The sequence below is a fragment of the Amphritea atlantica genome (assembly GCF_018860855.1).
GTDB classification, from domain to species: Bacteria; Pseudomonadota; Gammaproteobacteria; order Pseudomonadales; family Balneatricaceae; genus Amphritea; species Amphritea atlantica_A.
This window is the reverse complement of record NZ_JAHKQE010000023.1, coordinates 270940-293897: the sequence shown is the minus strand read 5'-3', so window position 1 is coordinate 293897 and position 22958 is coordinate 270940. Positions and strand designations below refer to the sequence as shown.

The following is a 22958-nucleotide window of genomic DNA, read 5'->3' as shown; positions in this document are numbered from 1 at the left end:
CTTATTATATGAATCCCCGGCTTATTAATCGGGTACGGCGGGCGATTGTTATGTGCGATGGAAGGCTCATTCAGCCAAACGATTTGGGCCTAGAGGCGTGTACCGAAGAGGCGTCTTTGGTGATGCCCCTGAAAGAGGTAAGGGCCTTGGCGGAAAAAGAGGCGATAGCTAATGCTATACAGAATTGCAGACAGAATATGACTCAAGCAGCCAAAATGTTGGGTGTTTCTCGTGTAACGTTGTATCGAATGATGGATAAATATGCATTGGCTCCGTCGATCGAGCCCTCTGTAGAAGCCGATTTTTAGAGGGGGATAATTCCCCCTTTTTAATTACACCAAGCGTTCATTTTGCAAGGCTTCTGGTACTTGAGATGTAAACGTTACATCTTACATATATAGTTCGCTAAAACGGAATATCATCATCGAAGGATACTTCAGGTACGTTATTGTCGAATGCTGGTTGTTCTTGATTCATATGGCTATCAACGGAATTGCCTGTTTCAACTTTCCAGGCTTGAAGGTTGTTGAAATAACGACCGTTATATTCACGCCCACGAATGTCAAACGTCACAGTGACATCCTGCCCCACGTGAAGGTTATCGAGTAAGCTCACTTTGTCTTGAACGAACTCAAGATTAATTTCCTGTGGGTATTTACCATCTTCAACGATAACCACCATTTCTCGCTTAGTGAAACCGCTGTTAAATGTCTGAGGGTCTTGAATTAATTTAACTTTACCTGACAGCTCGTAAGCCATAATTTCCTACCTTATTAAGTCTATTGCAACGATGAATTAAAACAGAAAAAGTAAAATATTGCTTCCGATTTGAGCTGTTTTTGTACCGTTTTATGGAACGTTATTTGAGGCAAAAAAGCGGAAAGCGCCTCTAGTGCGTATACCGGCCGTGATCATTTTTTAAAGAATGAACACTACCTACGTTCGTTTAATCATTCATGTCCCAGCAGAGAATCTGCTCAGGGTTTTCGCAGAGGTCTTCTATTCGCTGAGTTAGCAGACGCGCAAACTCAAGGGCGATCATCGATGATGGGCTATCGGTTGGAAAGAGGAGGCCGACGCGTAAGAATATATCGGGCTGAAAACGTCGAAAGACGACTTTTCTCGGTTGGGCATACGTGGTGTAACTGAATGCGGAGATCGGATCAATAATGGAGATTCCGAGACCTCGCTCGACAAACTTTAGGGCCGGTATAAAAAAGCGGGTTTGTAGTCGAACATTCATACGATGTCCGCCGGCTTCAAATAGCTGTAGTAGATCATGATAGATCATATGGTCGGGGTGGAGTGTGATCATTGGCTCAGCATCGAGCATGTCTAAAGTGATGATATCGTGAACGGCGAGTGGATGATCTGCAGGCAAGGCACAGACACATAGGAGATCAAATAGTTGGTTTCTACCAACTTTAGGCTGATGTGATGTTACTTCTGCTAGGGCAAGGTCATACTGATTCGAGGCAACCCATTCGATGACAGAATCTGAGGTACGCGTTTGCAATGAGGCTTGAATCTTTGGGTGCTCGACTAGAAAGTCAGCCAGTATGTCGGGCATGAAAAAGTTTGAGGGGCCGGGCATACAACCGATGCGGAGAAAACCATACTGCTTATTTTGAATATCTTGAACGGTTTGATTGACATCCTGTATGCGTGAAAAAATAGCTTCGACTTCTTTGTAGAGATAGTTCGCTTGGCTCTATTCGAAGAGGAGCTGTGTCCGGTGATTCAAGGGATGCTAGAGGCTAATCCCAATGTTGGCGCTCTTGTTTTAGAGTGTACCGACCTTTCACATTTTTCCCCGGCACTGCAGGCGAAGTTTGGTTTACCTATTTTTGATTTGAGTAGTCTAACCCGAATGGTAGCCGCGACAGTGAATCGGCAAATCGCTTAAACGTTATCTTAAACAGCTTGCCAGATAACCCTAAGCATTTTGATGCTTGGGGTTTTTTCTTTGAGGTTTATACGCTGGTCATGCTGTTAATCAGTTCGGCCAGTTTTTTGATGCCGGGCTCGATGCGATCGGTTGAGATTGACGAGAAGCCGAGACGGATAAAATTCTTAGGGCCATCATCATGGTAAAAGTGAATATGGCCCGGTTCAATAATGATGCTCTCATCGATGGCACGTTGTTTTAGTTCCGCGGTATCTAGGTTGTCAGGACAGCGCACCCAGTAACAAGAGCCGCCAAAGTTAGGTACTTCATGGCTGCCTGGTAAATGTTGATTCAGAGCCTGATCCACGGCGCGCCAGCGGGTGCGATAGTTACGGTTAATATTCATTATTAAAGCATCATAATAGCCACGTTCTAAAAACATGGCGGCCGCGCGTTGATTGTTTGACGCGGGGTGACGAATCATTAGGCGGCGTAACGCACGGGCTTCTTTTATTAAAGGCTCGGAGGCAACCACATACCCGAGGCGTAAACCGGGAGCTAATGTTTTTGACAAGCTTCCTATATAAATGACGCGGTCACTCTTATCTAAGCTTTTGAGCGCAGGGTTGGGCTTGTTATCAAAGTTTGTTTCGCTTTCATAATCATCTTCAATGATTAAGAAATCATCACTGCTCGCGCGATTTAATAATTCATAGCGTCTTTCCAGCGGCATTGTCACGGCCGTTGGGCATTGATGGCTAGGGGTTGTGTAGATTAAATCACAATCACTTAATTGATCGCCCATTATCAAACCATCTTGGTCGATCGGCAGAGGTTTCATTTTACACCCGTGCAATTTAGCGATATTTCGGATATCGACATAACCGGGGTCTTCCAAGCCTAGAGTCGAGTGCTTATCTAACAATAACTGTACTAATAGATAGAGGGAGAGCTGTGCGCCGACAGTGACTAATATTTGTTCAGGTGAAGCCCATATTCCTCGACGCGGAAGTAAACGTGTACGTATTTGCTCAATCAGCCGAGGGTCATCGTGGTCTAAGCTATCCGATGCCCAATCACTCACGGCGGCATCGCTGACTGCATCGCGGCAGCATTCTCGCCAATTGACGGCGGGAAATATCTTTTCATCGAACTGGCCATAAATAAATGGATATTGATAACTTTGCCAGTCCAGTGCCTTATTGATATTGATTTGTTCGCTGGGGTGGATTTTGAACCGTTGTTGCCAATCTTCTAACTGACTGCTTACCACGTGTGAGTTAGGTTGATTATCGGCTTGGCTATCTAGCATATCGGGATTGACAAAATAGCCACGTCGCTCACGGGCGATGAGATAGCCATCATCTAGCAGGTGTTCATAGGCCAGCACCACCGTATTACGCGCAATGTTCAATAGCTTTGCTAGTTTTCGGCTAGAAGGTAGGGGAACGTCCGGCGGAATATTACCATTCATGATCGCGTTGGCGATCTGCTCTCTTAGTTGTTTTTGTAAGCTAACATTTTTGTCTTGGGTGAGATGAAAAAGATGGAACATATACACACGCCTCATGCTTTAAAAACAGTCTAATATAATGACAGTCATCCGTGGTTAAGTGGTACTCGACAGCGCGTATTTCCTAAGGAAGAGATCGTTCAAAAGAGGTAGTCAATCAATCTATTTTGATTGAAATAATACCATAGATAGCGAGGTGCATTGATCGAGTAGAGGCTAAATCTCAGGAAATATGGGCTTTACCGTGGTTGAAATTGTAGTTTGTTAGTCCAGCCATCTTGAACTAACAAACTAGGCTAAGGTTGGCTTACCGGTTAATGGGTAACGGCTGATAGAGCTTCGTCTATCGCTGCGACCACAAGATCGATCTCTTCTCTAGTGATAATCAGGGCTGGCGCTAAACAGATCGTATTGTTGAACTCTTTGAATGAACGGTTAGTTCGGCCAATAATCACGCCATTCGCCATGCAGTGTCCTGCGACAGCCATCACCATTGATTCGTCGACCGGCTCTTTTGTCGTTCTATCTTTAACCATCTCAAATCCGGCAAACAAGCCTTTACCGCGTACATCACCAATGATTGAATGCTTGTCTTTTAGCATGTTTAGTTGGCTAAGCAGGTAAGCGCCTTGGGTATTTACATTATCTAACAGGTTCTCATCTTCGATGATCTGCATATTAACGAGTGCAGCCGCAGGCCCAGCAGTACAACCACCAAAGGTCGAAATATCACGAAAATAACCCATACGTGGATCTTCATCTTCTTTGAAGGCATCAAACACTGCTTCGGTGGTGACGGTACAGGAGATGGCTGCGTATCCTGACGCGACCCCTTTAGCCATAGTGACAATGTCGGGTTGGATGTTGTAGTGCTGATAGCCGAACCATTGACCTGTTCGACCTAAGCCACAGACCACCTCATCGATATGAATTAAAACATCATATTGTTTGCAGATCTCTTGTACCCGAGGCCAGTAACCGGCAGGTGCTTCAATAACGCCACCGCCTGCAGTGATCGGTTCAAGGCAGATCGCTCCTACGGTATCAGGGCCTTCTGCTAGAATGACTTTTTCGATTTGGTTGGCTGCCCAAACACCATAATTTTCTTTATCCGCATCATCCTGAGCGCGATATTCACAACAGTGAGGGACTTCAACAAAATCGGGAACAAAAGGACCATATTGATGCTTGCGTTCAAACTGCCCTGACGCGCTGAGTGTCGCAATGGTTGTGCCGTGATAATCACGCTCACGATAAAGGATCTTAGTTTTCTTGCCGCCATATTTCTTGTGTGCTATTTGACGAACAATTTTAAAGGCTTTTTCGTTAGCTTCAGAGCCAGAGTTGGAATAGTAAACACGACTCATCCCAGGCATTTTTTCAATCAATTTTTTAGCAAATTGTGCCGCTGGAACATTGCCTGCAGATTGTGCAAAGTAGTTCATTTTCACCAGTTGGTCACGAACTGCATCCGCAATTTCAGTTCGACCATAACCAACATTAACCGTCCATACTGCACCAGAGACCGCATCAAGGTATTCATTGCCTTTGGCGTCCCACACATGAAGGCCTTTACCATTAACAATGACCATTGGGTCGCTTTTTTCAAATGCTTTATGCTGCGTCAGATGGTGCCATACATGGTTACGGTCACTGTTCACGACATCTATAGAATCAAACTCATTCACATTATTGCTCATATTAGCCTCATCTGTTTATACCGGTGAGACAAGCTGATATTGTCGTTTTCTTAAAGCGTTGTGAAGGTCATATTGATAACAAACAGAACTTAAGAAAAAATATCAACTTGCCGAACTATCAATAATGTTAAATTACGCTTCTGAAGGCTGAGTCGTTAGGACCAGATGAAACTCAGAGTTGAGGCCAGAGATAAAAGTAAAAAATAATTTTTTCAGATGAAAAAAAAGGCAACCTAGACTTAGGCTACCTTTTTAAATTAAAGCGTAATCCATAGGAATACGCTTAATATTGAGGACGATAAGTGTATAAACGTCCTATGTTTTATTAGATGACTAATGTTTTTGTGTAGCTCATTTCTCGAATAGCGTATTTAATACCTTCACGGCCTACACCACTCTCTTTAACACCGCCGAAGGGGAAGTGTTCTGTACGGAAGCCTGGGCCTTCATTGGTGGCTAACGTACCCACATCCAGCTCTTCAAACAGATAGCGAATAACAGATAGGTTGTTACTGAATATGCCTGCCTGTAAACCATAAGCGGTGTTGTTGATAACAGGAATAATCTCTTCCACATCTTCAAATTTAAACAACGGCATAACGGGACCAAAGGTCTCTTCAATCATAACTTCGCTATCAGCCCGCACATTTTCCAGAATGGTTGGATGTACAAAAGCACCATCGTATTGGTTGCCAAGGGCTACAGTTGCGCCATCTTCGATGGCCCCTTCGATGCGTTGACGAATCTCTTTCGCGGCGCCCATATGAATAACAGGTCCGACAAAAGTTTTATCATCCATTGGATCGCCAATAACTAATGCGGCACTTTTTTCGACCAGAATATCGCGGAACTGATTATAGACAGAGGCGTGAACAAACAGACGTTTCGCAGCGGTACAGCGTTGGCCTGCGGTGGCGAAACGATGGTTAATGGCGGAGGTTGCGGCAGCTTCTAAATCCGCATCATCCATAACGATCAAGGGGTCATTACCACCGAGTTCGAGCAATAGTTTTTTATAACCGGCGGCAGCGGCAATAGCATTTGCTGCAGCGGTACCACCGGTAAAGTTAATGGCATTAACATCGGGATGAGCGTTTAGTTTATCCAGATCAGAGAGCGGAGGCATGCAAAATTGCAGCACACTTTCAGGCATACCGGCCTCATAACATAGTTCGACCAGTAACTGAGAGGTCGCGGTGTTTTGTGGGCCCGGTTTAAAGAGAATGGCATTACCCGCCGCATAGGCAGGCCCAATTTTATGCATTGCAATATTAATCGGGAAGTTGAAGGGAGTAATACAAAAAATGGTGCCTAGCGGACGCCAGCAAACCACGCCGATTTTACCACCGGCGGGAGCGTAGGCATCAGAATCCAGTGATTCACCACTGATTTGACGTGCTTCTTCGCTGCTGGCGATGGTTGCGTTAATTGCGCGGATCATTTCAACACGGGAATCGGAAATCGTTTTGCCGGTTTCGATCGTAATCAGTCGCGCTATTTTTTCAGCGTTATCTTTGAGTAGATCTGCTAATTTCAATAACACATTAGCACGCTCGTAAGCGGCGGTTTTACGTTGAACCTTCTGGCCTGTTTTGAGTAAAGCGAGTTTTTCTTCAACTTGTGACCAGGGAGTGTATTCATACTCACCAATCTGTTCATTGTTGTAAGGGTTTACTAATGTATAGGTTTGGCTCATTGCTAAACTCCCATTTGGATTAGTTGAAATACGATACGACTGGCGGCTAAAAATAGTGCCAGTTTCATGAGTGTAAAAAAGACGTTGGTATTGATATAACGCAGTCCGATCACGCCAAGCTTCGCGCCAACAACTGCCGCGACGCTTAATATGCCAATCAGGTAGGCGTTATCGATAAATGAAAATCCGAGAAAAAGGTAAGCGGGTATCTTGGTGAGATGAGCAAACATCTGCATAACCGATTTATTGCAGACGACCTCTTCTTTACTCATATCGTCACGCATAAAAAAGAGTGCGAGTAAGGGGTCGATAGCTCCAACAATAATGCCCATGCTGCCGGTAGCGATGCCGACCCAGAAAAAGTTCTGATCGCTAATCTTAAAATGGGGTAGGTGTTTGGGTTTGAACAGGGTATAGAAAATTAGCAGAACCAATATCAGCAGGGGAAAGAACTCGCCAATGTATTTAACTATAAACAGGGTGGTGATAATGGCGCCAATAACGGCCCCAAGGCCAAAAGGGATGCACATACCCCAGCGGACGTCGTGTCTTAGAAACCAAGCACGGGCTGCGTTATTTGATACCTGTACAACCCCGTGTATTGCCACTAAAGGTTTGACCGGCATATAGACACTCATCGCCGCGAACATGAGCACACCACCCGCCATACCGGTGATTGAGGTGATCATCGATGCGATAGTGACTGCTAATGATAGCCAGATTAAGCTTTCGTTGGATAAGTTAACAACTTCCATTATTTCTCTTTTTTTAGTGACGAGTTGTATGTAGGGCTTAGCATAAAAAGAAAGAGGTAAAGGCTATAGGGCCAGTTTGATGTAAGTTCTTGTCCACCTTGGTTATCTATCATGAAGTGACTTAGAGAGGCTAACGAGGAGAGTGATCTTGAGGCCGCATGCCGGACACCGCTTTTAGCATTGGCTGAGTCCCTAGATATAGGGGGATTATTCGGTCACGGCTCTTGTGATGATCTACTGAAGGTTATCATCCGGGATATGGAGAGTTACGAAGCGCTGTTAAGTAATCTGTTGCTGCTGGTTGAGGGGATTTGCTCTAGCAGCACCCAGTTCTCGATGAAACAGCCAAAAATAACCTGTGAGCTACCCTAGAACGGCTGTTGATAAGCGGTTGTTCGATCAGGGAGAATAGCCGACATCGGATGACCTCTTTTCATCATTCTAAGTCTTTTGGATAGCTTGGTCGACGATCTGTATCCAGTGTTTTACCGGTACTTCTGCGGCTGCGTTTAAATGGGTCATGCAGCCGATATTGGCGGTGCCGATCACCTCGGGTTGGCCTTTCATGAGATTGCTGAGCTTTTTGGTTTTTAATGCCTGGGCTAGCTCTGGTTGAAAGATAGAGTAGGTACCTGCCGAGCCGCAGCAGATATGATTATCCGCCACAAAGGTGGTTTCAAAACCCAGTCGTGTGAGGATTCTTTCAACTTCACCGGATAGACCCTGTGCATGTTGTAACGAACAGGGGCATTGAAAGGCTATTTTGGTCTTGGGGCTCAGTGGTAGTTGATGTAACTCTTCCTGGGTTAACACTTCGACAACATCTTTGGCTAGCGAAGCAACCTTTAAGGCTTTGTCTGCATAAGCTGGATCTCGTTTTAACAGCTCGCCATACTCTTTCACTGTTGCACCGCAACCACTGGCGGTCATTACAATGGCTTCGCAGCCGGCGTCGATGTAGGGCCACCAGGCATCGATATTGCGACGCATAAAATCCAGCCCGTCGGCTTGCCGGTTAAGATGGTAGCTGACGGCGCCGCAACAACCCGCCTTGGGGGCGGTGATCAGGGATATACCAAGGTAAGCAAAAACGCGAGCACTGGCCGCATTGATATCCGGTGCCAGGCCCGGTTGCACGCAGCCTTCTAGCACCAGCATCTTGCGGCTATGAATATCTTCCGGCCAAGGGCTTTTGGGCTGATAAGTCGGAATTTTGGCTTTTAGCTGGACGGGCAGCAGTGGCCGCACCGATTGACCTAAGCGCAATAACGGTTGAAACCGTGAGCGATAGGGCAGCACATGAGCGATCGCGCTGCGCAGGAGTTTTTGTTTAAAACTGCGGGGGGCCTGTTGTTCAATGAGGGGGATGGAAATATCCACCAGTCGATGATATTCAACGTTCGATGGGCAGGTGGTTTCACAGGCTCGACATAGCAAACAGCGGTCGAGATGGTGACGGGTATGTTGCGTGACGGGTTGACCTTCAAGCATCTGCTTCATTAGATAGATGCGCCCTCTGGGACTGTCTAATTCATTGTTAACAACGCTGTAGGTGGGGCAGGTGGCCAGACAAAAACCACAGTGCACACATTTGCGTAGAATAGCATCCGCTTCCTGGCCTTCAGGCGTGTCCTTGATAAAGTCTGCTAGATTGGTTTGCATAATACACTCTCTGGAATCACGGCTTAAAGGTCGGGGTAGAGGCGGCCAGGGTTTAAAATACCCGCCGGATCGAAACGCGCTTTGAGTCGCTGATGCAGTGCCAATAGCGCTGGCGGTAAGGGCGTGAAAATAGGACTGCCGGGCAACGGATTTTTGAAGCAGATTGCATGTCCACCGTTGGCTTTCGCCCACTGTTGTAGTGAGTCGCTCTGTTGGCTATACAGCCAGCGTAAAGCGCCGCCCCATTCGATCAGTGTTGGGCCATCAAACAGTGATGCCGGTACTGCGGGAGCCATGGGTGGCAGTGAGAGTCGCCAAAGCGGTTTGGGTTGGTTAAAAAAATCATGTTGCTGCTCTTTCACGCCTAGCCAAGGAGCATCATTATCAGATAGCTTATCGCCGCCAATATGCTGGCTCGCTTCGGCGACGCCACCCTGTGCACCGGATAAACGGATGAATAGACGATTGCTCTCGAGCAATGTGGCTGATACCGGAAAGGGTTTGCGGCCGATCTCAGCTAGCAGGTGCTGCATTTGAGTAAAGTCCGCCGCGATCACACGAGTCTCTTCATACTGAGGCTTAGGAATGACTTTTAGCGAGATTTCCAGTAGCACTCCGAGGGTGCCCAGTGCCCCACACATTAAGCGAGAGAGGTCATAACCGGCGACATTTTTCATCACCTGACCACCAAACTTAAGCAACTGACCTTTACCATTCATCAGGGTAACACCCAAGACAAAATCTCTGGCCGCGCCGGCATAGGGGCGACGTGGGCCCGATAGACCACAGGCGATAGTGCCGCCGAGGGTGGCGTTGTCTGAAAATCGCGGCGGCTCAAAACCTAACATTTGCCCTTCTCGTTCGAGCAGTTGTTCGATCTCTTTTAACGGCGTGCCAGCCCGGGCGGTAATGACCAGCTCTGAGGGTTCGTAATTGATAATTCCCCGGTGCTCGCCCAAGGGTAGCAGAGTGCCTTCAACCGCTTCGCCATAAAAGGCTTTGCTGCCACCGCCTTGCAGTTGCAGTGGCGTTTTATCGGCGGCGGCTTGTGCTATTTGGTCGGCCAAGGTGGGTATGTCGATCATATTAAAAACGCTCCAAATCGGGGAAAGCGATCTCGCCTTTATGAACATGCATCCCATTAAACTCGGCGCAGCGAGCCAGTGTGGGGATCTGTTTGCCGGGATTGAGGAGATTTTTGGCGTCGAAGGCGGCTTTTACGCCATGAAATTGCTGTAATTCATCATGGTTAAACTGCAGGCACATCTGATTGATTTTCTCGAGGCCGACGCCATGTTCGCCGGAAATAGTGCCGCCCACCTCAATGCAGAGTTCTAGGATGCGGGTCCCCAGTTCTTCAGCGCGATGGCGTTGATCAGCGTCCATCGCATCAAACAAAATTGAGGGGTGCATATTGCCATCGCCGGCATGAAAAACATTGACCACCAATAGCTGGTATTCGTCGGCGAGTTGATTGATACGCTGCCAAACAGCGGCCAAGGCTCTTCTCGGGATGGTGCCATCCATAATGTAATTATCCGGTGCGAGGCGCGCCATCGCCGGAAAAGCCGCTTTTCGTGCCGCCCAGATACGGGCTTTTTCCGCCTCACTGTTGGATATCTCGATGTTCGTGGCATCCAGTGCTTCTAACAGCAGGATTACCCGCGCGAGTTCATCCTCTACTTCATCAACACTGCCATCTAACTCACAGATTAAGACGGCCGCTGCATCGGTAGGGTAACCGGCATGCATCAATTCTTCGATGGCATTGATGCCGGTATGGTCGATCATCTCTAGACCGGCGGGGATAATACCGGCCGAAATGATCTGAGCAATGGCGTGGCTGGCATTTTCGATACTGGCGAAGCCGCATAACAATACCCGGGCGCTGGCGGGTTTAGCCAACAGCTTGACCCGAATACCCACGATAACACCGAGCAAGCCTTCGGAGCCTGTTAGCAGTGCAGTGAGATCATAGCCTGGCGCATCCAGTGATGCGCCGCCCAGTGTCAGCCGTTCGCCCTCAATCGTGATGACGTCCAGTGCGAGAATATTGTGCACGGTCAGACCATATTTAAGACAGTGAATACCACCGGCATTTTCGGCGACATTGCCGCCCACGGAGCAGGCCAGCTGCGATGAGGGGTCGGGGGCGAAGTACAGATCATAAGGGGCTACTGCTTCAGTGACGGCAAGGTTGCGCACACCGGGCTCGATCAGCGCCGTGCGATTGGCAATATCGATCTCGAGAATCTGATCAAACTTGGTCATGCTGAGTAACACGCCATTTTCGACTGGCATTGAGCCAGCGGTTAAGCCGGTTCCCGCCCCCCGAGCGACCACCGGAATATCCAGTTGATAACAGAGGCGCATAATCTGCTGCACTTGTTCAATGTTTTCGGGCAACAGCGTTAGCAGCGGCAACTGACGCATGGTGGTGAAGGCATCACACTCGTAAGCCCGCAAGGCTTCAACGCTGGTGACGATATTCTCCGCTTTCATGAAGCGTTGCAGTGGTGTAAGAATGCGTTGCAGCTGCTGTTCTCGTATTGGTTGAGCGTCGCACATAGCTGATACCTAAATTGTCCCGTTGGATGGAGTTTAGGTGGAGTGGTGATATTAAAAAAATACATATTATATATACTTAACCATCGTGTTTTTTAATGGCTGATAAGCGGGTGATAGTTTGAATTTGAAGCAGTTGGAATATTTTGTCCAGATCGCTGAACATGGCAGCTTTTCGGCCGCTTCTCGCGCTATTTTTGTCGCTCAGCCGGCGTTGACACATCAGATAGCGGCGCTGGAAACGGAGCTATCGATAAAACTATTTGCTCGTAGTGTTAAAGGGGTCAAACTGACCGAGACCGGTGAAAGCTTTTTACATCACGCGAGACTGATTCTACGGCAGGTGGATAAGGCTAAATCGGACCTGATCTCCGATGAGTTAGCCCCCAGAGGGGAAGTGGCGGTTGTGATCGACTCTTCCAAAGCATTTGCCCTCATTCCCCATCTGCTGTCTTTATGTGAAACCCGCTATCCGGATATTCAGTTGCAGGTGCGCGATGCAATGAGTGTCGATGCGGCGGCCTTGGTGCAAGAGGGTAAGGTGGATTTAGGGTTGATTCCCAACGCGGCGGATATCGATGGCGTGGATGCTATTTCGGCTTACCAAGAGAACCTTTATCTATTTGGTAAAGCGTTGCTGCCCTTTGGCAATGATGGGACGATTAAATTTGAACAGCTATGTGAGTTTCCCTTAGTCGTGCCCGCTAAGCCCCATAGCATGCGCCTGCAACTAGAACAGAAAGCATTGGAAGCTAGGCGGCCGCTGAATATCCGTTATGAACAGAACTCAGCCAATGTTATTCGCAGTATTGTTAACAGTGATTTGGCCAAAGCAATCGCTCCCTATGATGTGGTGACACAAGAGTGGCGGGGTGATCAGCTCGATGCCCTAAAAATTGTCAGCCCCGAAGTGAAGCGTGTCCATGCGATCGTATCCCTTAAAGAGCGACCGAAAACCCGGGCTGCCCGGGCGGTGGAGAGTATTCTGAAAGAGGTGATTCAAACCTTGCATACCTCGGGGCAGTTACGGGGGACACTGTTACTGCCATGAACAGGTTCTTTTCAGGCCGCATTGAGTGTTAGCGATCGATGAAGTCGCATCAATGATGGCTGAGCCTACCGATCGCATCTTTATATGATTCAAGCGATTAGTTAAACCGGCCTTGTTGATAGCGTTGCAGTGCTGCGTTGATCTCGTTGATTCTCGCTTCGTTGCAGAATTGCGGGACTTTCCGACTCTGGACATGATGGAAACCGATGCCATTGAGTTCATGGGTAATCGCTTTGTCGCCAAATTGTTTCATCAGCAACTGAATCATATAAGGTTTGTCATAATCGATACGGCAGGTAACGGCTGCCCCTAAGCGTGACCAGACCTTTTGTAGCTTGGGGTCATAACCTAATGAGTCAACGCCGGTAAAGCCATGCTCGTAATGGTATAGATAGGCTTCAGGTTGGATATTCCATTGAGTCATACCACCGGCACCTGGGTACTCGGGTAGTTGAGGGGTGTTCGTGACACAACCGGTAAGTAGAGCGGTAACTAAACAGCAGCTGAGTATGATGATTCTTTGCATGGGAGTCCCAAAGGCCTGCTATAGTGATAAGCAATATGAGAATTTCATTATAGTTTATCGGCAGCAACTCTGAAGGTAATGAGTCATTTTATTTGGAGTGACTATTGATTTTGAGCAATTGGTCATGCCCGTGAATGTTGGGCTACGCGTGGATTGTTGACGTATTGTCTAGTGATTAATGCCCGTTTGTGGGTTAACTAGAAATTGCAAGATAATTCGTAGGGGTGCGACCGCCTGTGCTACCTGTTTTGGGCAGTATATGTGAGTTTTATGTATGTTAAAGCTGTTGTTATAAGGAGGGCTTCTCTATATTTAGCACCTAAATATACGCTTAAAAAGTGCTTGGAGGTAGATGCTTTACATACCTTTACATTTCACTTTAACTGACGCTTATTCGTAAGAGGAACATTATGCCCAGCTGTATGATCAATGAGCGGGAGATGCATTATCTAGATCAGGGGGAAGGATTTCCGCTTCTATTGGGGCACAGTTTTTTGTGGGACTGTCGAGTATGGAATGCTCAGCTAAGATTTTTATCTCAACACTTTCGTTGTATTGTTCCTGACTTATGGTCGCACGGTCGCTCGCAATCGGTAGTGGATGGTGATCTGAGTATCGAACGTCTGGCAGAAGACCATCATCTGTTGATGCAGCAGTTAGGTATCGACCGGTATAGTGTACTGGGTATGTCAACCGGCGGGCTTTGGGGGGCTAAATTAGCGATGCAATACCCAGATGAAGTCGCCAGTTTAGCGCTGATTTCCTGCTATTTAGGGAGTGAAACAGAGGAGGGTGAAGAAGACTACCTGACCCTATTAAACGTCGTGGAACAACTGAAGAGCTTACCGACTCGAGTGGTTGATTCTATCGTTGATATTCTTTTTAGTCCTGAGACGCAGCAGGCGAATCCTGCATTATCTGAAACTTTCCGTTTTGATCTAATGTTTCTCGAACCGGAGCAGTTGAGCGGTATTACGGCGCTAGGAAAACAGCTATTTCAACGAGAGTCGATGTTAGATCAGGTATCTGATATTCGCTGCCCAACCTTAATTATGTCCGGTGAGCATGATATTCCTCGCCCCCAAGCAGAGATTGAAGAGATGCATCGTTTGATGCCTGGGAGTCAGTTGGCCATTATCCGACAGGCAGGCCATATGGTGACATTAGAGCAGCCGGATCAGGTGAATCCGTTGCTGATCAACTTTTTGGCGGCCACCGATGGTGTTGATATTGATATAAGCCAAGTGGATTTGATCTAATGTCCGAGGAGTTAACATCATGGTATGTGTATATTTTACGCTGTGCTGATGACTCTCTTTATACCGGTGTAACGACCGATACCGCACGGCGCTTGAACGAACATAACTTCGATGATCGTTTAGGGGCTAAATATACCCGCCCTCGGCGGCCTGTGAATTTGGTTTTTCAAGAAGCTTGTGCCAACCGTTCAGCCGCCTGTAAACGGGAGGCTGAAATTAAAAAAATGTCCCGCTTGGCAAAATTAAAACTACTGCAGCTTGGCGGTAATCAGTAACTCATCAGTCATCCTTAATCGACGCATTCGTGCGGTTCCTCGGCTTTGCTTCCCGCTCTGGTTGTGCATCTGTATAATGTTTGACAACTTTTTTGTTATCACCTCAGCGCTTAGGATTCCCTCTCTATGACAACTTTAACCATCCGTACACCCGATGATTGGCACCTGCATTTTCGTGACGGGGATATGCTGACAGAGACAGTTCCAGCGACAGCGCGTTGTTTTCAACGGGCAATCGTGATGCCGAATTTAGCGCCACCGGTGGTAAATGCAACGCTTGCGATGGCCTATAAAGAACGAATTTTGGCGGCACGACCGGCGGGTTCTACCTTCGAGCCATTGATGACGCTCTATCTGACCAATGCGACTACCGGTCAGGATATTATTGATGCGAAAGCGGTGGGCGTGGTCGCGGCCAAGCTTTATCCGGCTGGCGCGACAACCAACTCTTCGGCTGCCGTGACCGACCTAGAAGCGATGTATCCTATCTTTGACGTCATGGCTGAACAGGGAATGTTACTGTTGGTTCACGGTGAAGTGACTGATCACCATATTGATATCTTTGATCGGGAAAAAGTCTTTATCGATCAAAAAATGAGCAAAATTGTTGCCGCTTTTCCTCATCTTAAAGTTGTCTTTGAACATATCACTACCAGTGATGCGGCACACTTTGTGAATGATGCCTCCGATAATGTCGCCGCCACCATTACCCCGCAACACCTGTTGCTGAACCGTAATGATCTGCTGGTGGGTGGTGTACGTCCTCATAATTTCTGTTTGCCTGTGCTAAAACGTAATACTCACCAAGCGGTACTGCGCCAGATGGTGCAGTCCGGTTCACCTAAGTTTTTCCTCGGTACTGATTCGGCGCCTCATGCCAAAGAAGCGAAAGAGAATGCCTGTGGTTGCGCCGGTTGTTACAGTGCTTGGAGTGCCATTGAGCTGTATGCCCATGTTTTTGAAGAACTGGGAGCACTGGATAAGTTGGAAGGGTTTGCCAGCGATCATGGCGCCGACTTTTATGGCCTGCCACGTAATGAAGGCACGATTACTTTAATGCGCCAAGAGTGGACTCTGCCTGAAGAGATCATTCTGCCGGATGGTCGACCCATTGTGCCATTCTTTGCTGGACAGCAGGTTAGCTGGAAATTACAGAACTAATCGCTTTAAATCCGATGTGTTCTAGTTATTTGACGTATTTATATCGAGCGAAATGATGCCTCTACAGCGACATATCTTGATAATTCATGCCGGTGGCACTATCGGTATGCAAGCCTCGGCACAGGGTTATGTGCCGGTTGCCGGTTTCGAGCAACGGGTGCGCCAACAGCTTAACGATGAGCGGGCGGCCCAATTACCGGCATTCGATATGTTGGAATTGGATCAACTGATCGACAGTTCGAATCTGCAACCCCATCACTGGATTGAACTGGCCAGTATTATCGAACAGCGTTGGCAGCAGTACGATGGTTTTGTCTTACTGCATGGCACCGATACGATGGCTTATACCGCATCAATGTTGTCATTTATGCTGCAAGGCCTCGATAAACCGGTGATTGTAACGGGCTCGCAGATTCCTTTGGCTGAGTTACGTAATGATGCGTTGGATAACCTGTTAACGGCACTGATCTTTGCAGGGCAATATCCGGTTCCCGAAGTGTGTATCTGCTTTAATGGGCGTTTACTGCGAGGCAACCGATCACGCAAGTTAAAGAGTGCGGCGCTGGATGCGTTTGATTCACCGAATTATGGTCATTTAGGGCAGGCTGGTATCAATATTACCCTGCATACCGAACGACTATTAGCGGCGGGTCGTATACATTTCAATATCCCAGCGTTAAACCCTGATGCCGTGGTGATGTTTCCGGTCTATCCGGGTATGTCGGCCAGAATAGCTGAGGCAATACTCAATGATAATGCGGTTAAAGGTTGTGTCCTGCAGACCTATGGTGCGGGAAATCCCCCCGATGCTAACAGCGAATTAATGGCGGTTTTAGAAGCGGCGATTAAACGGGGTGTGAGTATTGTTAATGTGACTCAGTGCTTGCAGGGGAAGGTGAGTCAGGGGGCTTATGCGACTGGCGCGACCCTTAATCGTATTGGCGTTATTCCGGGTAGTGATCTGACGTTAGAAGCGGCCTTTACTAAGTTACATTATCTAATTGCCACCCAGCCTCAAGAGCAAGTTGGGACGTTAATGGTTAAGCCGCTGTGCGGAGAGATGACCTGAGACTCTTCTTATTGGCGGGCTAAATAAAACCCTGATCGTTGACGGTCGGGGTTTTTTTATATAGCAGGCATTCTTTATGGTTTGTTTTTGTTATAACATAACTTTTTTGAATTCCTCTAAGAGAGTTGGTATTTATGAATAAGTATTGCTTGGCATTGATGGCGACAACCCTTGCGGTGCCTGCGGTGGGTTATGAACGGCAACACGGCAGTCATGAACATGGTGCTGCGACTATGCAGCTTGTGATTGAAGATGATGTTCTGCAATTACAGATAGAAACACCCGCGATGAATATTCTGGGGTTTGAGCACGCGCCAAATACAGCAGAGCAACGAAGCATCGTTGAGCAGGCGACAGTATTACTTAACAACCCTGATAATGTCGTTTTATTGCCAGCGGCGGCTCAATGCCAAATGACACTGGCATCGATCGAAAGCTCGTTATCGGATAACGATGATGATCATGACCACGACGAAGATCATGACCACGACGAAGATCATGACCACGACGAAGGCCATGACCACGACGAAGATCATGACCATGACGAAGATCATGATGGTGAAGCACATGCTCATCATGATGAAGCCGGACATAGTGATTATGATCTGGACTATCAGTTTAAATGTGGCGATATCAATGCACTGCAACAACTCGACGTTAAACTCTTTAGCCATTTCCCACTACTGAAGGAACTTGAAGTGCAATACATTGTCCCTTTGGAAGCCGGTTTTGGCCAAGGCGTGAAGCACCTTACCGCTGCAGAGCCGCTATTTAAATTCTAGTTACAGGAAGTCTGTCCGAATGAGTTCATTGATTGAGCTGCAGCAGCTTAAATTCTCTTGGCGTCCTGACACACCGGTGTTGGATATTGATCAACTGCAGATTGCAGCCGGAGAGAAGCTGTTTCTGCATGGCCCATCAGGCTGTGGTAAGTCAACCCTGTTGAACTTGATGGCGGGTATTCATCAGCCAGGATCAGGGCGTATTGTTGTCGATGGCTGTGACCTCAGTGAACTGTCTGCCGCCGCACGGGATCGTTTCCGTGCGGATCATATCGGACTCATTTTTCAGCAATTCAATTTATTGCCCTACCTGTCGGTGCAGGAAAATGTGCTGTTACCCTGTCATTTTTCGGCACTGCGACAAGAGCGAGCTTGTCTACACTACGGGACAGCGGAGGCTGCAGCCTTGGCGTTGTTAGCGTCGTTAGGGTTAGCCGCGTTGATCGATAAGCCGGTGACGGATCTCAGTATCGGGCAACAACAGCGGGTGGCCGCGGCTCGGGCTTTGATCGGTAACCCGCGTATTATTATTGCCGATGAGCCGACGTCTTCTTTGGATAGTGACAATAGAGCGGGCTTTATTAAATTGTTAATAGAGGAGTGTGATCAGCACGGTATTACGTTGCTATTTGTCAGTCATGATCGCGAGTTAACAAAACATTTCACCCGCGTGGTCGATCTACAGCAGTTAAACCGTGCCGGAGACCGTGGATGAAGCTCATTCTGAATTTGGTGTATAAAAGTTTGTTGAATCGTCGTATGACGGCCTTAATGATCATCTGTTCGATTGCGGTAAGTGTGGCGCTGTTATTGGGGGTAGAAAAGGTACGCCATGGCGCAAAGCAGAGTTTTAGTTCGACCATCGCGGGCACGGATCTGATTGTTGGTGCTCGATCGGGGTCGGTTCAACTGCTGCTGTATTCCGTTTTTCGCATCGGTAATGCTACCAACAATGTTAGTTGGGAGAGTTATCAGGATATTGCCAGCAATCCAAAGGTGGCTTGGTCTATTCCCTTTTCTCTGGGGGATTCCCATCGAGGCTATCGGGTTTTGGGTACTACCGGAGCCTATTTTGAACATTATCGTTATGGAAATAAACGGCCTTTGACTTTTTCTCAGGGCGTGCCGTTTGAACAATTACATGATGTGGTGCTAGGGGCTGAGGTCGCTAAAAAACTTGGCTATCAGTTAGGCGATCAAGTTGTAATTGCTCATGGGGTAGGGAGTACCAGTTTTAGTAAACATAAAGATCAGCCCTTTACCATATCGGGTATTCTTGCGGCAACGGGAACCCCAGTCGATCGGACTCTGCACGTGAGTCTTCAAGCGATTGAGGCGATCCATGTGGATTGGCAGAGTGGTGCTTATATCCCGGGTTCTGGTGGGACTACTCCATTGGAGGAAAGAGACCTGCAACCGCATCAAATTACTGCATTTCTCTTGGGGCTGAAGTCGAAGATGGCGACTTTTCAGTTACAACGCTATATCAGTAACTATCGTGCAGAACCTCTCCAAGCGGTTTTGCCAGGCGTTGCATTACAAGAGCTTTGGGGGATGATCGGTATTGCTGAGAATGCGTTGTTGTTGATCTCTGGCTTTGTCGTTTTATCTGGCTTATTTACGATGTTGACGGTGTTATTGACCGGCTTAAACGAACGTCGCCGTGAGTTAGCTATTCTACGGTCGGTCGGTTGTCGGCCGTTACAGATGCTACTGTTACTGGTCATCGAAACAGGCTTATTAACCCTGCTGGGGATAATACTGGGCATGGTACTACTTTATAGTGGTTTGGCACTTGGGCTTCCGCTATTAGAGCAGTGGTATGGGTTACAGTTATCGCTGAGTTTGCCACAGTTCGCTGAACTTAAGTTATTACTACTGGTCTTACTGGCAGGAACCCTTACGGGGTTGATCCCTGGCTATCGCGCCTATCGTTATTCGCTGGCCGATGGTATGACTGTACGGATATGACTTAATGAAACGATTAATGTGTGTTGTTACCCGCTTTACCTTCGCTCTCATGCTATCCGTTGGTGTGGTACAAGCGGCGACGATTAATGGCAAAACGGTAGAGAATATGGAGTGGGATAGCCTGATGCCGGCAGACTACTCCTTCGATGCTATTTTTGATACCAGTCAGTTTGGCAGCTTGGATGATTATGACCCGCTGGCTGAAATCAAGTTAAAAGCGATGATGGAGGCACTGAGTTCTGCGCCTGTAGTTCCCGAAGTCGATGGCAAGATGATCCGTATTCCCGGTTTTGTGGTGCCACTGGTGGAAGAGGGGATGGCCGTCACGGAATTTTTTCTCGTGCCTTATTTTGGCGCCTGTATTCATGTCCCACCCCCGCCTTCAAACCAAATGATTCATGTAACCTTCGAGCCGGGCACTAATGTCGAAAACCTCTATGATGCGATTTGGGTAAGCGGTGAACTCAAAGTCGCTACCGTCGCCCATGAGTTGGGTACGTCGGGGTATACGATGGAAGCCTACAAGATAGAGCCTTATACCGAAGAGTAAACGGCCATATTAAGCGTGTAGGGCGGTGCAAAAAGTAGCAACGCTCTACTCTTTGAGGAAATAGCATCCTTTAAAGCTTTTGTCAGATTCAACATGCTGTGCGTTCTATCGATATCGCTGTTCTGCCGGTATCCCATTAAGAGTGACTTTTTCATGGCGCTTTCAGGGCTCCAATTTATAGCTCCAATTCATAGCTCTAATTCATAGCCGGTTTAAAGCGATTAACCTCTATTTAGTCTGTTGTATTGAACGCATAACGTCGACGGGGTTAACCCGTCAGTTCTTTATTATGGGTTTAAGGTTATTTCGTTGCGGCGGTAAAATCGATTACACTAAGCCACCATTTTTAGACTGAGTAATGATGCATGCAGGCACTTCTTTCAGCGGCGCTTATCGATGCGGGCGGTTGGATTGATCGTCAGGGTTGGTGTCCAGCCACAGGCGGAAATTTTTCGGCGCGCTTAGATGGTGAACGAGCCTTGGTGACCGCTTCCGGACGACATAAGGGACGGTTAATAATGGAGGATCTGTTAACGGTTGACTTGCAAGGGAGTCCGGTTGATTCTGATCTCAAACCGTCTGCCGAAACCTTGCTGCATACGCGGCTATATCAGTTGGATAAGCAGATCGGCGCGGTGCTACATACACACTCGGTAGCGTCCACGGTGCTGTCCCGAATGGTAACCGGCGAGTGGTTGACAATCTCTGGTTATGAGATGCAAAAATCCCTCGCGGGAAACACCAGCCATGAGCCGGCTATTCAGTTGGCGGTGTTTGATAATACTCAAGATATGCAGTCGTTAGCCGCGCAGCTCGCAGCGCGTTGGCAGCAATCACCGCTGAGTTGGGGATTCCTTGTCCGTGGCCACGGTCTCTACGCTTGGGGTAAGGATATCGCAGAAGCACGTCGACATCTTGAAGGGTTAGAGTTTCTGTTTGCCTGCGAGTTAGAGATGCGCCGGTTGGCTGTGAAATAAGGATGTATAGAGTATGACGATAAAAGCGATCTTAACCGATATTGAAGGCACCACCACCGATATTAATTTTGTGCATAAGGTGTTGTTTCCCTATGCCTATGAACATCTGTCCGATTATCTACGCAGTCACGCAGATGATGAGGCCGTGCAGTCTATTTTAACAGAGGCTCGTGGGGTCTTAGGGCAGCCCAGTGCCGACGTAGAGACGTTGATTAGTGCATTTTTAAACTGGATCGAGCAGGATAAAAAAGTCACTGCACTGAAAAACTTGCAGGGGCTGATTTGGGTTAACGGCTATGAGAATCAGGATTTCACCGGCCACCTGTATGCAGATGCCTACGAATATTTGCAGCGCTGGCAGCAGCAGGGCTTAGCTTTATATGTCTTTTCGTCTGGCTCGGTAAGAGCGCAAAAACTACTGTTCGGCTATAGCGACTTTGGTGATCTGACGCCGCTATTCAGTGGCTATTATGACACCCATATCGGTCATAAACGGGAAGCTTCTGCTTATCGTAACATCACTGAGGATATCGGTTTACCCGCTGCTGACATACTGTTTTTATCGGATATTGTCGAAGAGTTAGATGCCGCGCGTGAAGCGGGTATGGCAACGGTTTTGTTGGCCCGGGATGAACCGATTGTCAGTGACCATCCAGTGGTCGAAAATTTTCAGCAGATAGCGTTGAACGCATAGTTAAAACAGAGGATTCAGACGTGAGTGAATTACGTGTATATCAGGATGACAAGCCGCAACAACCTTTAAGCGTTACCTGTGATGTTGCAGACATTAGCCAACAATTGGCGGAGGTGGGAGTACGTTTTGAGCGTTGGCAAGCCGCCCAGCCGATCAGTGCTGACAGCGATGCCGAGGCGATTTTGACGGCGTATGCGGCTGAGATTCAGCGACTTAAAGATGAGCAGGGCTATATCACGGTTGATACCATCAGCCTCGCCAGCGATAACCCCGCCAAGGATGAACTGCGGCAGAAATTTTTGAGCGAACATACCCACAGCGAAGATGAAGTACGTTTCTTTGTCCGGGGTGAGGGGATCTTCTACCTACATATCGAAGATAAGGTGTATAGAGCGCTATGTTGTAAAGATGATCTGATCTCAGTGCCTGCCAATACGACTCACTGGTTCGATATGGGACCGGAGCCTGATTTCACCGCGATTCGATTGTTTAATAACCCCGAGGGTTGGGTGGCCAATTATTCCGGTAGTGCGATCGCAGATCAGTTTCCAAAGTTTGATGACTAGGCTTGAGGCGTCGGCTTGGGGAGTCGTTTAATCGTTGTCGCGCTGGTAACTCCAGCATGCTGGGTATAGCAGGTTAGTTGTCGGTATTGTCATGAAATTAATATTGTTAGGTGTGACCGCTGATCCCACCATAACAAGGTCTTCGTCACTCTCTCGATTTTTATCATTGACTAAAATGACTATACGATCTTGACGAATCCTCAATAACCTCTTCGCTGCTATCTCTATCGTTGAGAGTGTGATGAGTGATAAGAGGATAGCAATAGGCTGAAATAGAGACTGATATAGAGGCTGATAT

At 47.6% G+C, this 22958-nt stretch carries 26 protein-coding genes; 15 read left to right on the top strand and 11 right to left on the bottom strand.

Annotated features, from left to right (window positions below):
• Positions 1-308 (top strand): helix-turn-helix domain-containing protein (locus KO512_RS11530; protein WP_289847236.1); only part of this gene is annotated, 308 nt, incomplete at its 5' end.
• Between the two features lie 97 nt (positions 309-405).
• Here the strand turns inward: KO512_RS11530 and KO512_RS11525 are convergent.
• Both KO512_RS11525 and KO512_RS11520 read right to left on the bottom strand, forming a co-directional pair.
• Positions 406-759: a DUF3127 domain-containing protein gene (locus tag KO512_RS11525; protein WP_215952493.1), complete on the bottom strand. Its 354-nt coding sequence runs from the start codon at positions 757-759 to the stop codon at positions 406-408.
• 187 nt (positions 760-946) lie between these two features.
• The gene (locus tag KO512_RS11520) at positions 947-1603 is read right to left on the bottom strand and encodes a LysR substrate-binding domain-containing protein (RefSeq protein ID WP_303492625.1); all 657 of its coding nucleotides are present in this window, start codon (positions 1601-1603) and stop codon (positions 947-949) included.
• A 102-nt stretch (positions 1604-1705) separates the two neighbouring features.
• Here KO512_RS11520 and KO512_RS11515 point away from each other — a divergent pair, with 102 nt between their 5' ends.
• Entirely contained in the window at positions 1706-1906 is a 201-nt protein-coding gene (locus tag KO512_RS11515) for a hypothetical protein (protein ID WP_215952492.1), read from the top strand.
• A gap of 67 nt (positions 1907-1973) precedes the next feature.
• Here KO512_RS11515 and KO512_RS11510 read toward each other — a convergent pair whose 3' ends face one another.
• The 4 genes from KO512_RS11510 to KO512_RS11495 form a co-directional block, all read right to left on the bottom strand.
• Positions 1974-3443 carry a PLP-dependent aminotransferase family protein gene (locus tag KO512_RS11510; protein ID WP_215952491.1) on the bottom strand — a complete coding sequence of 490 codons (1470 nt, stop codon included), beginning with the start codon at positions 3441-3443 and terminating at the stop codon, positions 1974-1976.
• Positions 3444-3715: 272 nt separating this feature from the next.
• Complete coding sequence (locus KO512_RS11505; protein WP_215952490.1) at positions 3716-5101, bottom strand: aminotransferase family protein; 1386 nt, start codon at positions 5099-5101, stop codon at positions 3716-3718.
• A gap of 325 nt (positions 5102-5426) precedes the next feature.
• Positions 5427-6797, bottom strand: coding sequence for a sulfoacetaldehyde dehydrogenase SafD (gene safD, locus KO512_RS11500; RefSeq protein WP_215952489.1), 1371 nt, complete (start codon positions 6795-6797; stop codon positions 5427-5429).
• A 2-nt stretch (positions 6798-6799) separates the two neighbouring features.
• Positions 6800-7552: a sulfite exporter TauE/SafE family protein gene (locus tag KO512_RS11495; RefSeq protein ID WP_215952488.1), complete on the bottom strand. Its 753-nt coding sequence runs from the start codon at positions 7550-7552 to the stop codon at positions 6800-6802.
• 180 nt (positions 7553-7732) lie between these two features.
• On the opposite strand from KO512_RS11495, the gene KO512_RS20315 reads away from it, so the two are divergent.
• The gene (locus tag KO512_RS20315; RefSeq protein WP_289847235.1) at positions 7733-7924 is read left to right on the top strand and encodes an Lrp/AsnC ligand binding domain-containing protein; all 192 of its coding nucleotides are present in this window, start codon (positions 7733-7735) and stop codon (positions 7922-7924) included.
• A 69-nt stretch (positions 7925-7993) separates the two neighbouring features.
• Here the strand turns inward: KO512_RS20315 and glcF are convergent, their stop codons facing one another.
• From glcF to KO512_RS11475, 3 genes are read right to left on the bottom strand one after another with little or no spacing between them, the layout of a single operon-like run.
• On the bottom strand, positions 7994-9214 hold the full coding sequence (glcF, locus tag KO512_RS11485) for a glycolate oxidase subunit GlcF (protein WP_215952486.1): 1221 nt from the start codon (positions 9212-9214) through the stop codon (positions 7994-7996).
• A 23-nt stretch (positions 9215-9237) separates the two neighbouring features.
• Positions 9238-10299 (bottom strand): glycolate oxidase subunit GlcE, encoded by a 1062-nt coding sequence (gene glcE / locus KO512_RS11480; protein ID WP_252734975.1) that lies wholly within the window; start codon positions 10297-10299, stop codon positions 9238-9240.
• A gap of 1 nt (position 10300) precedes the next feature.
• A complete protein-coding gene (locus KO512_RS11475; RefSeq protein WP_215952484.1) occupies positions 10301-11782 on the bottom strand; it encodes an FAD-linked oxidase C-terminal domain-containing protein in 1482 nt (493 codons plus the stop codon).
• A gap of 118 nt (positions 11783-11900) precedes the next feature.
• Here KO512_RS11475 and KO512_RS11470 point away from each other — a divergent pair, with 118 nt between their 5' ends.
• Positions 11901-12830: a LysR family transcriptional regulator gene (locus KO512_RS11470; protein ID WP_215952483.1), complete on the top strand. Its 930-nt coding sequence runs from the start codon at positions 11901-11903 to the stop codon at positions 12828-12830.
• A 97-nt stretch (positions 12831-12927) separates the two neighbouring features.
• Here the strand turns inward: KO512_RS11470 and KO512_RS11465 are convergent, their stop codons facing one another.
• Entirely contained in the window at positions 12928-13356 is a 429-nt protein-coding gene (locus KO512_RS11465) for a hypothetical protein (RefSeq protein ID WP_215952482.1), read from the bottom strand.
• Between the two features lie 410 nt (positions 13357-13766).
• Between KO512_RS11465 and KO512_RS11460 the strand changes: the two genes are divergently transcribed.
• The 11 genes from KO512_RS11460 to KO512_RS11410 all read left to right on the top strand — a co-directional run bounded on the left by KO512_RS11460 (position 13767) and on the right by KO512_RS11410 (position 22660).
• Positions 13767-14615 (top strand): alpha/beta fold hydrolase, encoded by an 849-nt coding sequence (locus KO512_RS11460; RefSeq protein WP_215952481.1) that lies wholly within the window; start codon positions 13767-13769, stop codon positions 14613-14615.
• A complete protein-coding gene (locus KO512_RS11455) occupies positions 14615-14890 on the top strand; it encodes a GIY-YIG nuclease family protein (RefSeq protein ID WP_215952480.1) in 276 nt (91 codons plus the stop codon). Before KO512_RS11460 ends, KO512_RS11455 begins: the two co-directional genes overlap by 1 nt.
• A 126-nt stretch (positions 14891-15016) precedes the next feature.
• Positions 15017-16051 (top strand): dihydroorotase, encoded by a 1035-nt coding sequence (gene pyrC, locus KO512_RS11450; protein ID WP_215952479.1) that lies wholly within the window; start codon positions 15017-15019, stop codon positions 16049-16051.
• Positions 16052-16103: 52 nt separating this feature from the next.
• Positions 16104-17120, top strand: a complete 1017-nt coding sequence (gene ansA, locus KO512_RS11445; protein WP_354667742.1) for an asparaginase — start codon at positions 16104-16106, stop codon at positions 17118-17120.
• A 134-nt stretch (positions 17121-17254) separates the two neighbouring features.
• On the top strand, positions 17255-17902 hold the full coding sequence (locus KO512_RS11440) for a DUF2796 domain-containing protein (RefSeq protein WP_215952478.1): 648 nt from the start codon (positions 17255-17257) through the stop codon (positions 17900-17902).
• A 19-nt stretch (positions 17903-17921) separates the two neighbouring features.
• Positions 17922-18617 (top strand): ABC transporter ATP-binding protein, encoded by a 696-nt coding sequence (locus KO512_RS11435; protein WP_215952477.1) that lies wholly within the window; start codon positions 17922-17924, stop codon positions 18615-18617.
• On the top strand, positions 18614-19873 hold the full coding sequence (locus KO512_RS11430; protein WP_215952476.1) for an ABC transporter permease: 1260 nt from the start codon (positions 18614-18616) through the stop codon (positions 19871-19873). The genes KO512_RS11435 and KO512_RS11430 overlap by 4 nt, the downstream gene beginning before the upstream one ends.
• 4 nt (positions 19874-19877) lie before the next feature.
• Complete coding sequence (locus KO512_RS11425) at positions 19878-20423, top strand: DUF3299 domain-containing protein (protein ID WP_215952475.1); 546 nt, start codon at positions 19878-19880, stop codon at positions 20421-20423.
• A 365-nt stretch (positions 20424-20788) separates the two neighbouring features.
• Positions 20789-21400 (top strand): methylthioribulose 1-phosphate dehydratase, encoded by a 612-nt coding sequence (locus KO512_RS11420; protein WP_215952474.1) that lies wholly within the window; start codon positions 20789-20791, stop codon positions 21398-21400.
• Positions 21401-21413: 13 nt separating this feature from the next.
• Positions 21414-22094: an acireductone synthase gene (gene mtnC / locus KO512_RS11415; protein WP_215952473.1), complete on the top strand. Its 681-nt coding sequence runs from the start codon at positions 21414-21416 to the stop codon at positions 22092-22094.
• Positions 22095-22114: 20 nt separating this feature from the next.
• Complete coding sequence (locus KO512_RS11410; RefSeq protein ID WP_215952472.1) at positions 22115-22660, top strand: 1,2-dihydroxy-3-keto-5-methylthiopentene dioxygenase; 546 nt, start codon at positions 22115-22117, stop codon at positions 22658-22660.
• A 27-nt stretch (positions 22661-22687) separates the two neighbouring features.
• Here the strand turns inward: KO512_RS11410 and KO512_RS11405 are convergent.
• Positions 22688-22958, bottom strand: a 271-nt coding sequence (locus KO512_RS11405) for a 3,4-dihydroxy-2-butanone-4-phosphate synthase (RefSeq protein WP_215952471.1), incomplete at its 5' end; no start/stop codon positions are given.

What these genes read in the sequence shown, in the direction of transcription:
- KO512_RS11455 (WP_215952480.1), top strand. Translation starts at nt 14,615, where the DNA reads ATGTCCGAGGAGTTAACATCATGGTATGTGTATATTTTACGCTGTGCT.
- KO512_RS11460 (WP_215952481.1), top strand. Translation starts at nt 13,767, where the DNA reads ATGCCCAGCTGTATGATCAATGAGCGGGAGATGCATTATCTAGATCAG.
- mtnC (WP_215952473.1), top strand. Translation starts at nt 21,414, where the DNA reads ATGACGATAAAAGCGATCTTAACCGATATTGAAGGCACCACCACCGAT.
- KO512_RS11505 (WP_215952490.1), bottom strand. Translation starts at nt 5,101, where the DNA reads ATGAGCAATAATGTGAATGAGTTTGATTCTATAGATGTCGTGAACAGT.
- KO512_RS11440 (WP_215952478.1), top strand. Translation starts at nt 17,255, where the DNA reads ATGAATAAGTATTGCTTGGCATTGATGGCGACAACCCTTGCGGTGCCT.
- KO512_RS11495 (WP_215952488.1), bottom strand. Translation starts at nt 7,552, where the DNA reads ATGGAAGTTGTTAACTTATCCAACGAAAGCTTAATCTGGCTATCATTA.
- pyrC (WP_215952479.1), top strand. Translation starts at nt 15,017, where the DNA reads ATGACAACTTTAACCATCCGTACACCCGATGATTGGCACCTGCATTTT.
- KO512_RS11430 (WP_215952476.1), top strand. Translation starts at nt 18,614, where the DNA reads ATGAAGCTCATTCTGAATTTGGTGTATAAAAGTTTGTTGAATCGTCGT.
- KO512_RS11425 (WP_215952475.1), top strand. Translation starts at nt 19,878, where the DNA reads ATGAAACGATTAATGTGTGTTGTTACCCGCTTTACCTTCGCTCTCATG.
- ansA (WP_354667742.1), top strand. Translation starts at nt 16,104, where the DNA reads ATGATGCCTCTACAGCGACATATCTTGATAATTCATGCCGGTGGCACT.
- glcE (WP_252734975.1), bottom strand. Translation starts at nt 10,299, where the DNA reads ATGATCGACATACCCACCTTGGCCGACCAAATAGCACAAGCCGCCGCC.
- KO512_RS11510 (WP_215952491.1), bottom strand. Translation starts at nt 3,443, where the DNA reads ATGTTCCATCTTTTTCATCTCACCCAAGACAAAAATGTTAGCTTACAA.
- safD (WP_215952489.1), bottom strand. Translation starts at nt 6,797, where the DNA reads ATGAGCCAAACCTATACATTAGTAAACCCTTACAACAATGAACAGATT.
- KO512_RS11420 (WP_215952474.1), top strand. Translation starts at nt 20,789, where the DNA reads ATGCAGGCACTTCTTTCAGCGGCGCTTATCGATGCGGGCGGTTGGATT.
- KO512_RS11435 (WP_215952477.1), top strand. Translation starts at nt 17,922, where the DNA reads ATGAGTTCATTGATTGAGCTGCAGCAGCTTAAATTCTCTTGGCGTCCT.
- KO512_RS11525 (WP_215952493.1), bottom strand. Translation starts at nt 759, where the DNA reads ATGGCTTACGAGCTGTCAGGTAAAGTTAAATTAATTCAAGACCCTCAG.
- KO512_RS11465 (WP_215952482.1), bottom strand. Translation starts at nt 13,356, where the DNA reads ATGCAAAGAATCATCATACTCAGCTGCTGTTTAGTTACCGCTCTACTT.
- KO512_RS11475 (WP_215952484.1), bottom strand. Translation starts at nt 11,782, where the DNA reads ATGTGCGACGCTCAACCAATACGAGAACAGCAGCTGCAACGCATTCTT.
- glcF (WP_215952486.1), bottom strand. Translation starts at nt 9,214, where the DNA reads ATGCAAACCAATCTAGCAGACTTTATCAAGGACACGCCTGAAGGCCAG.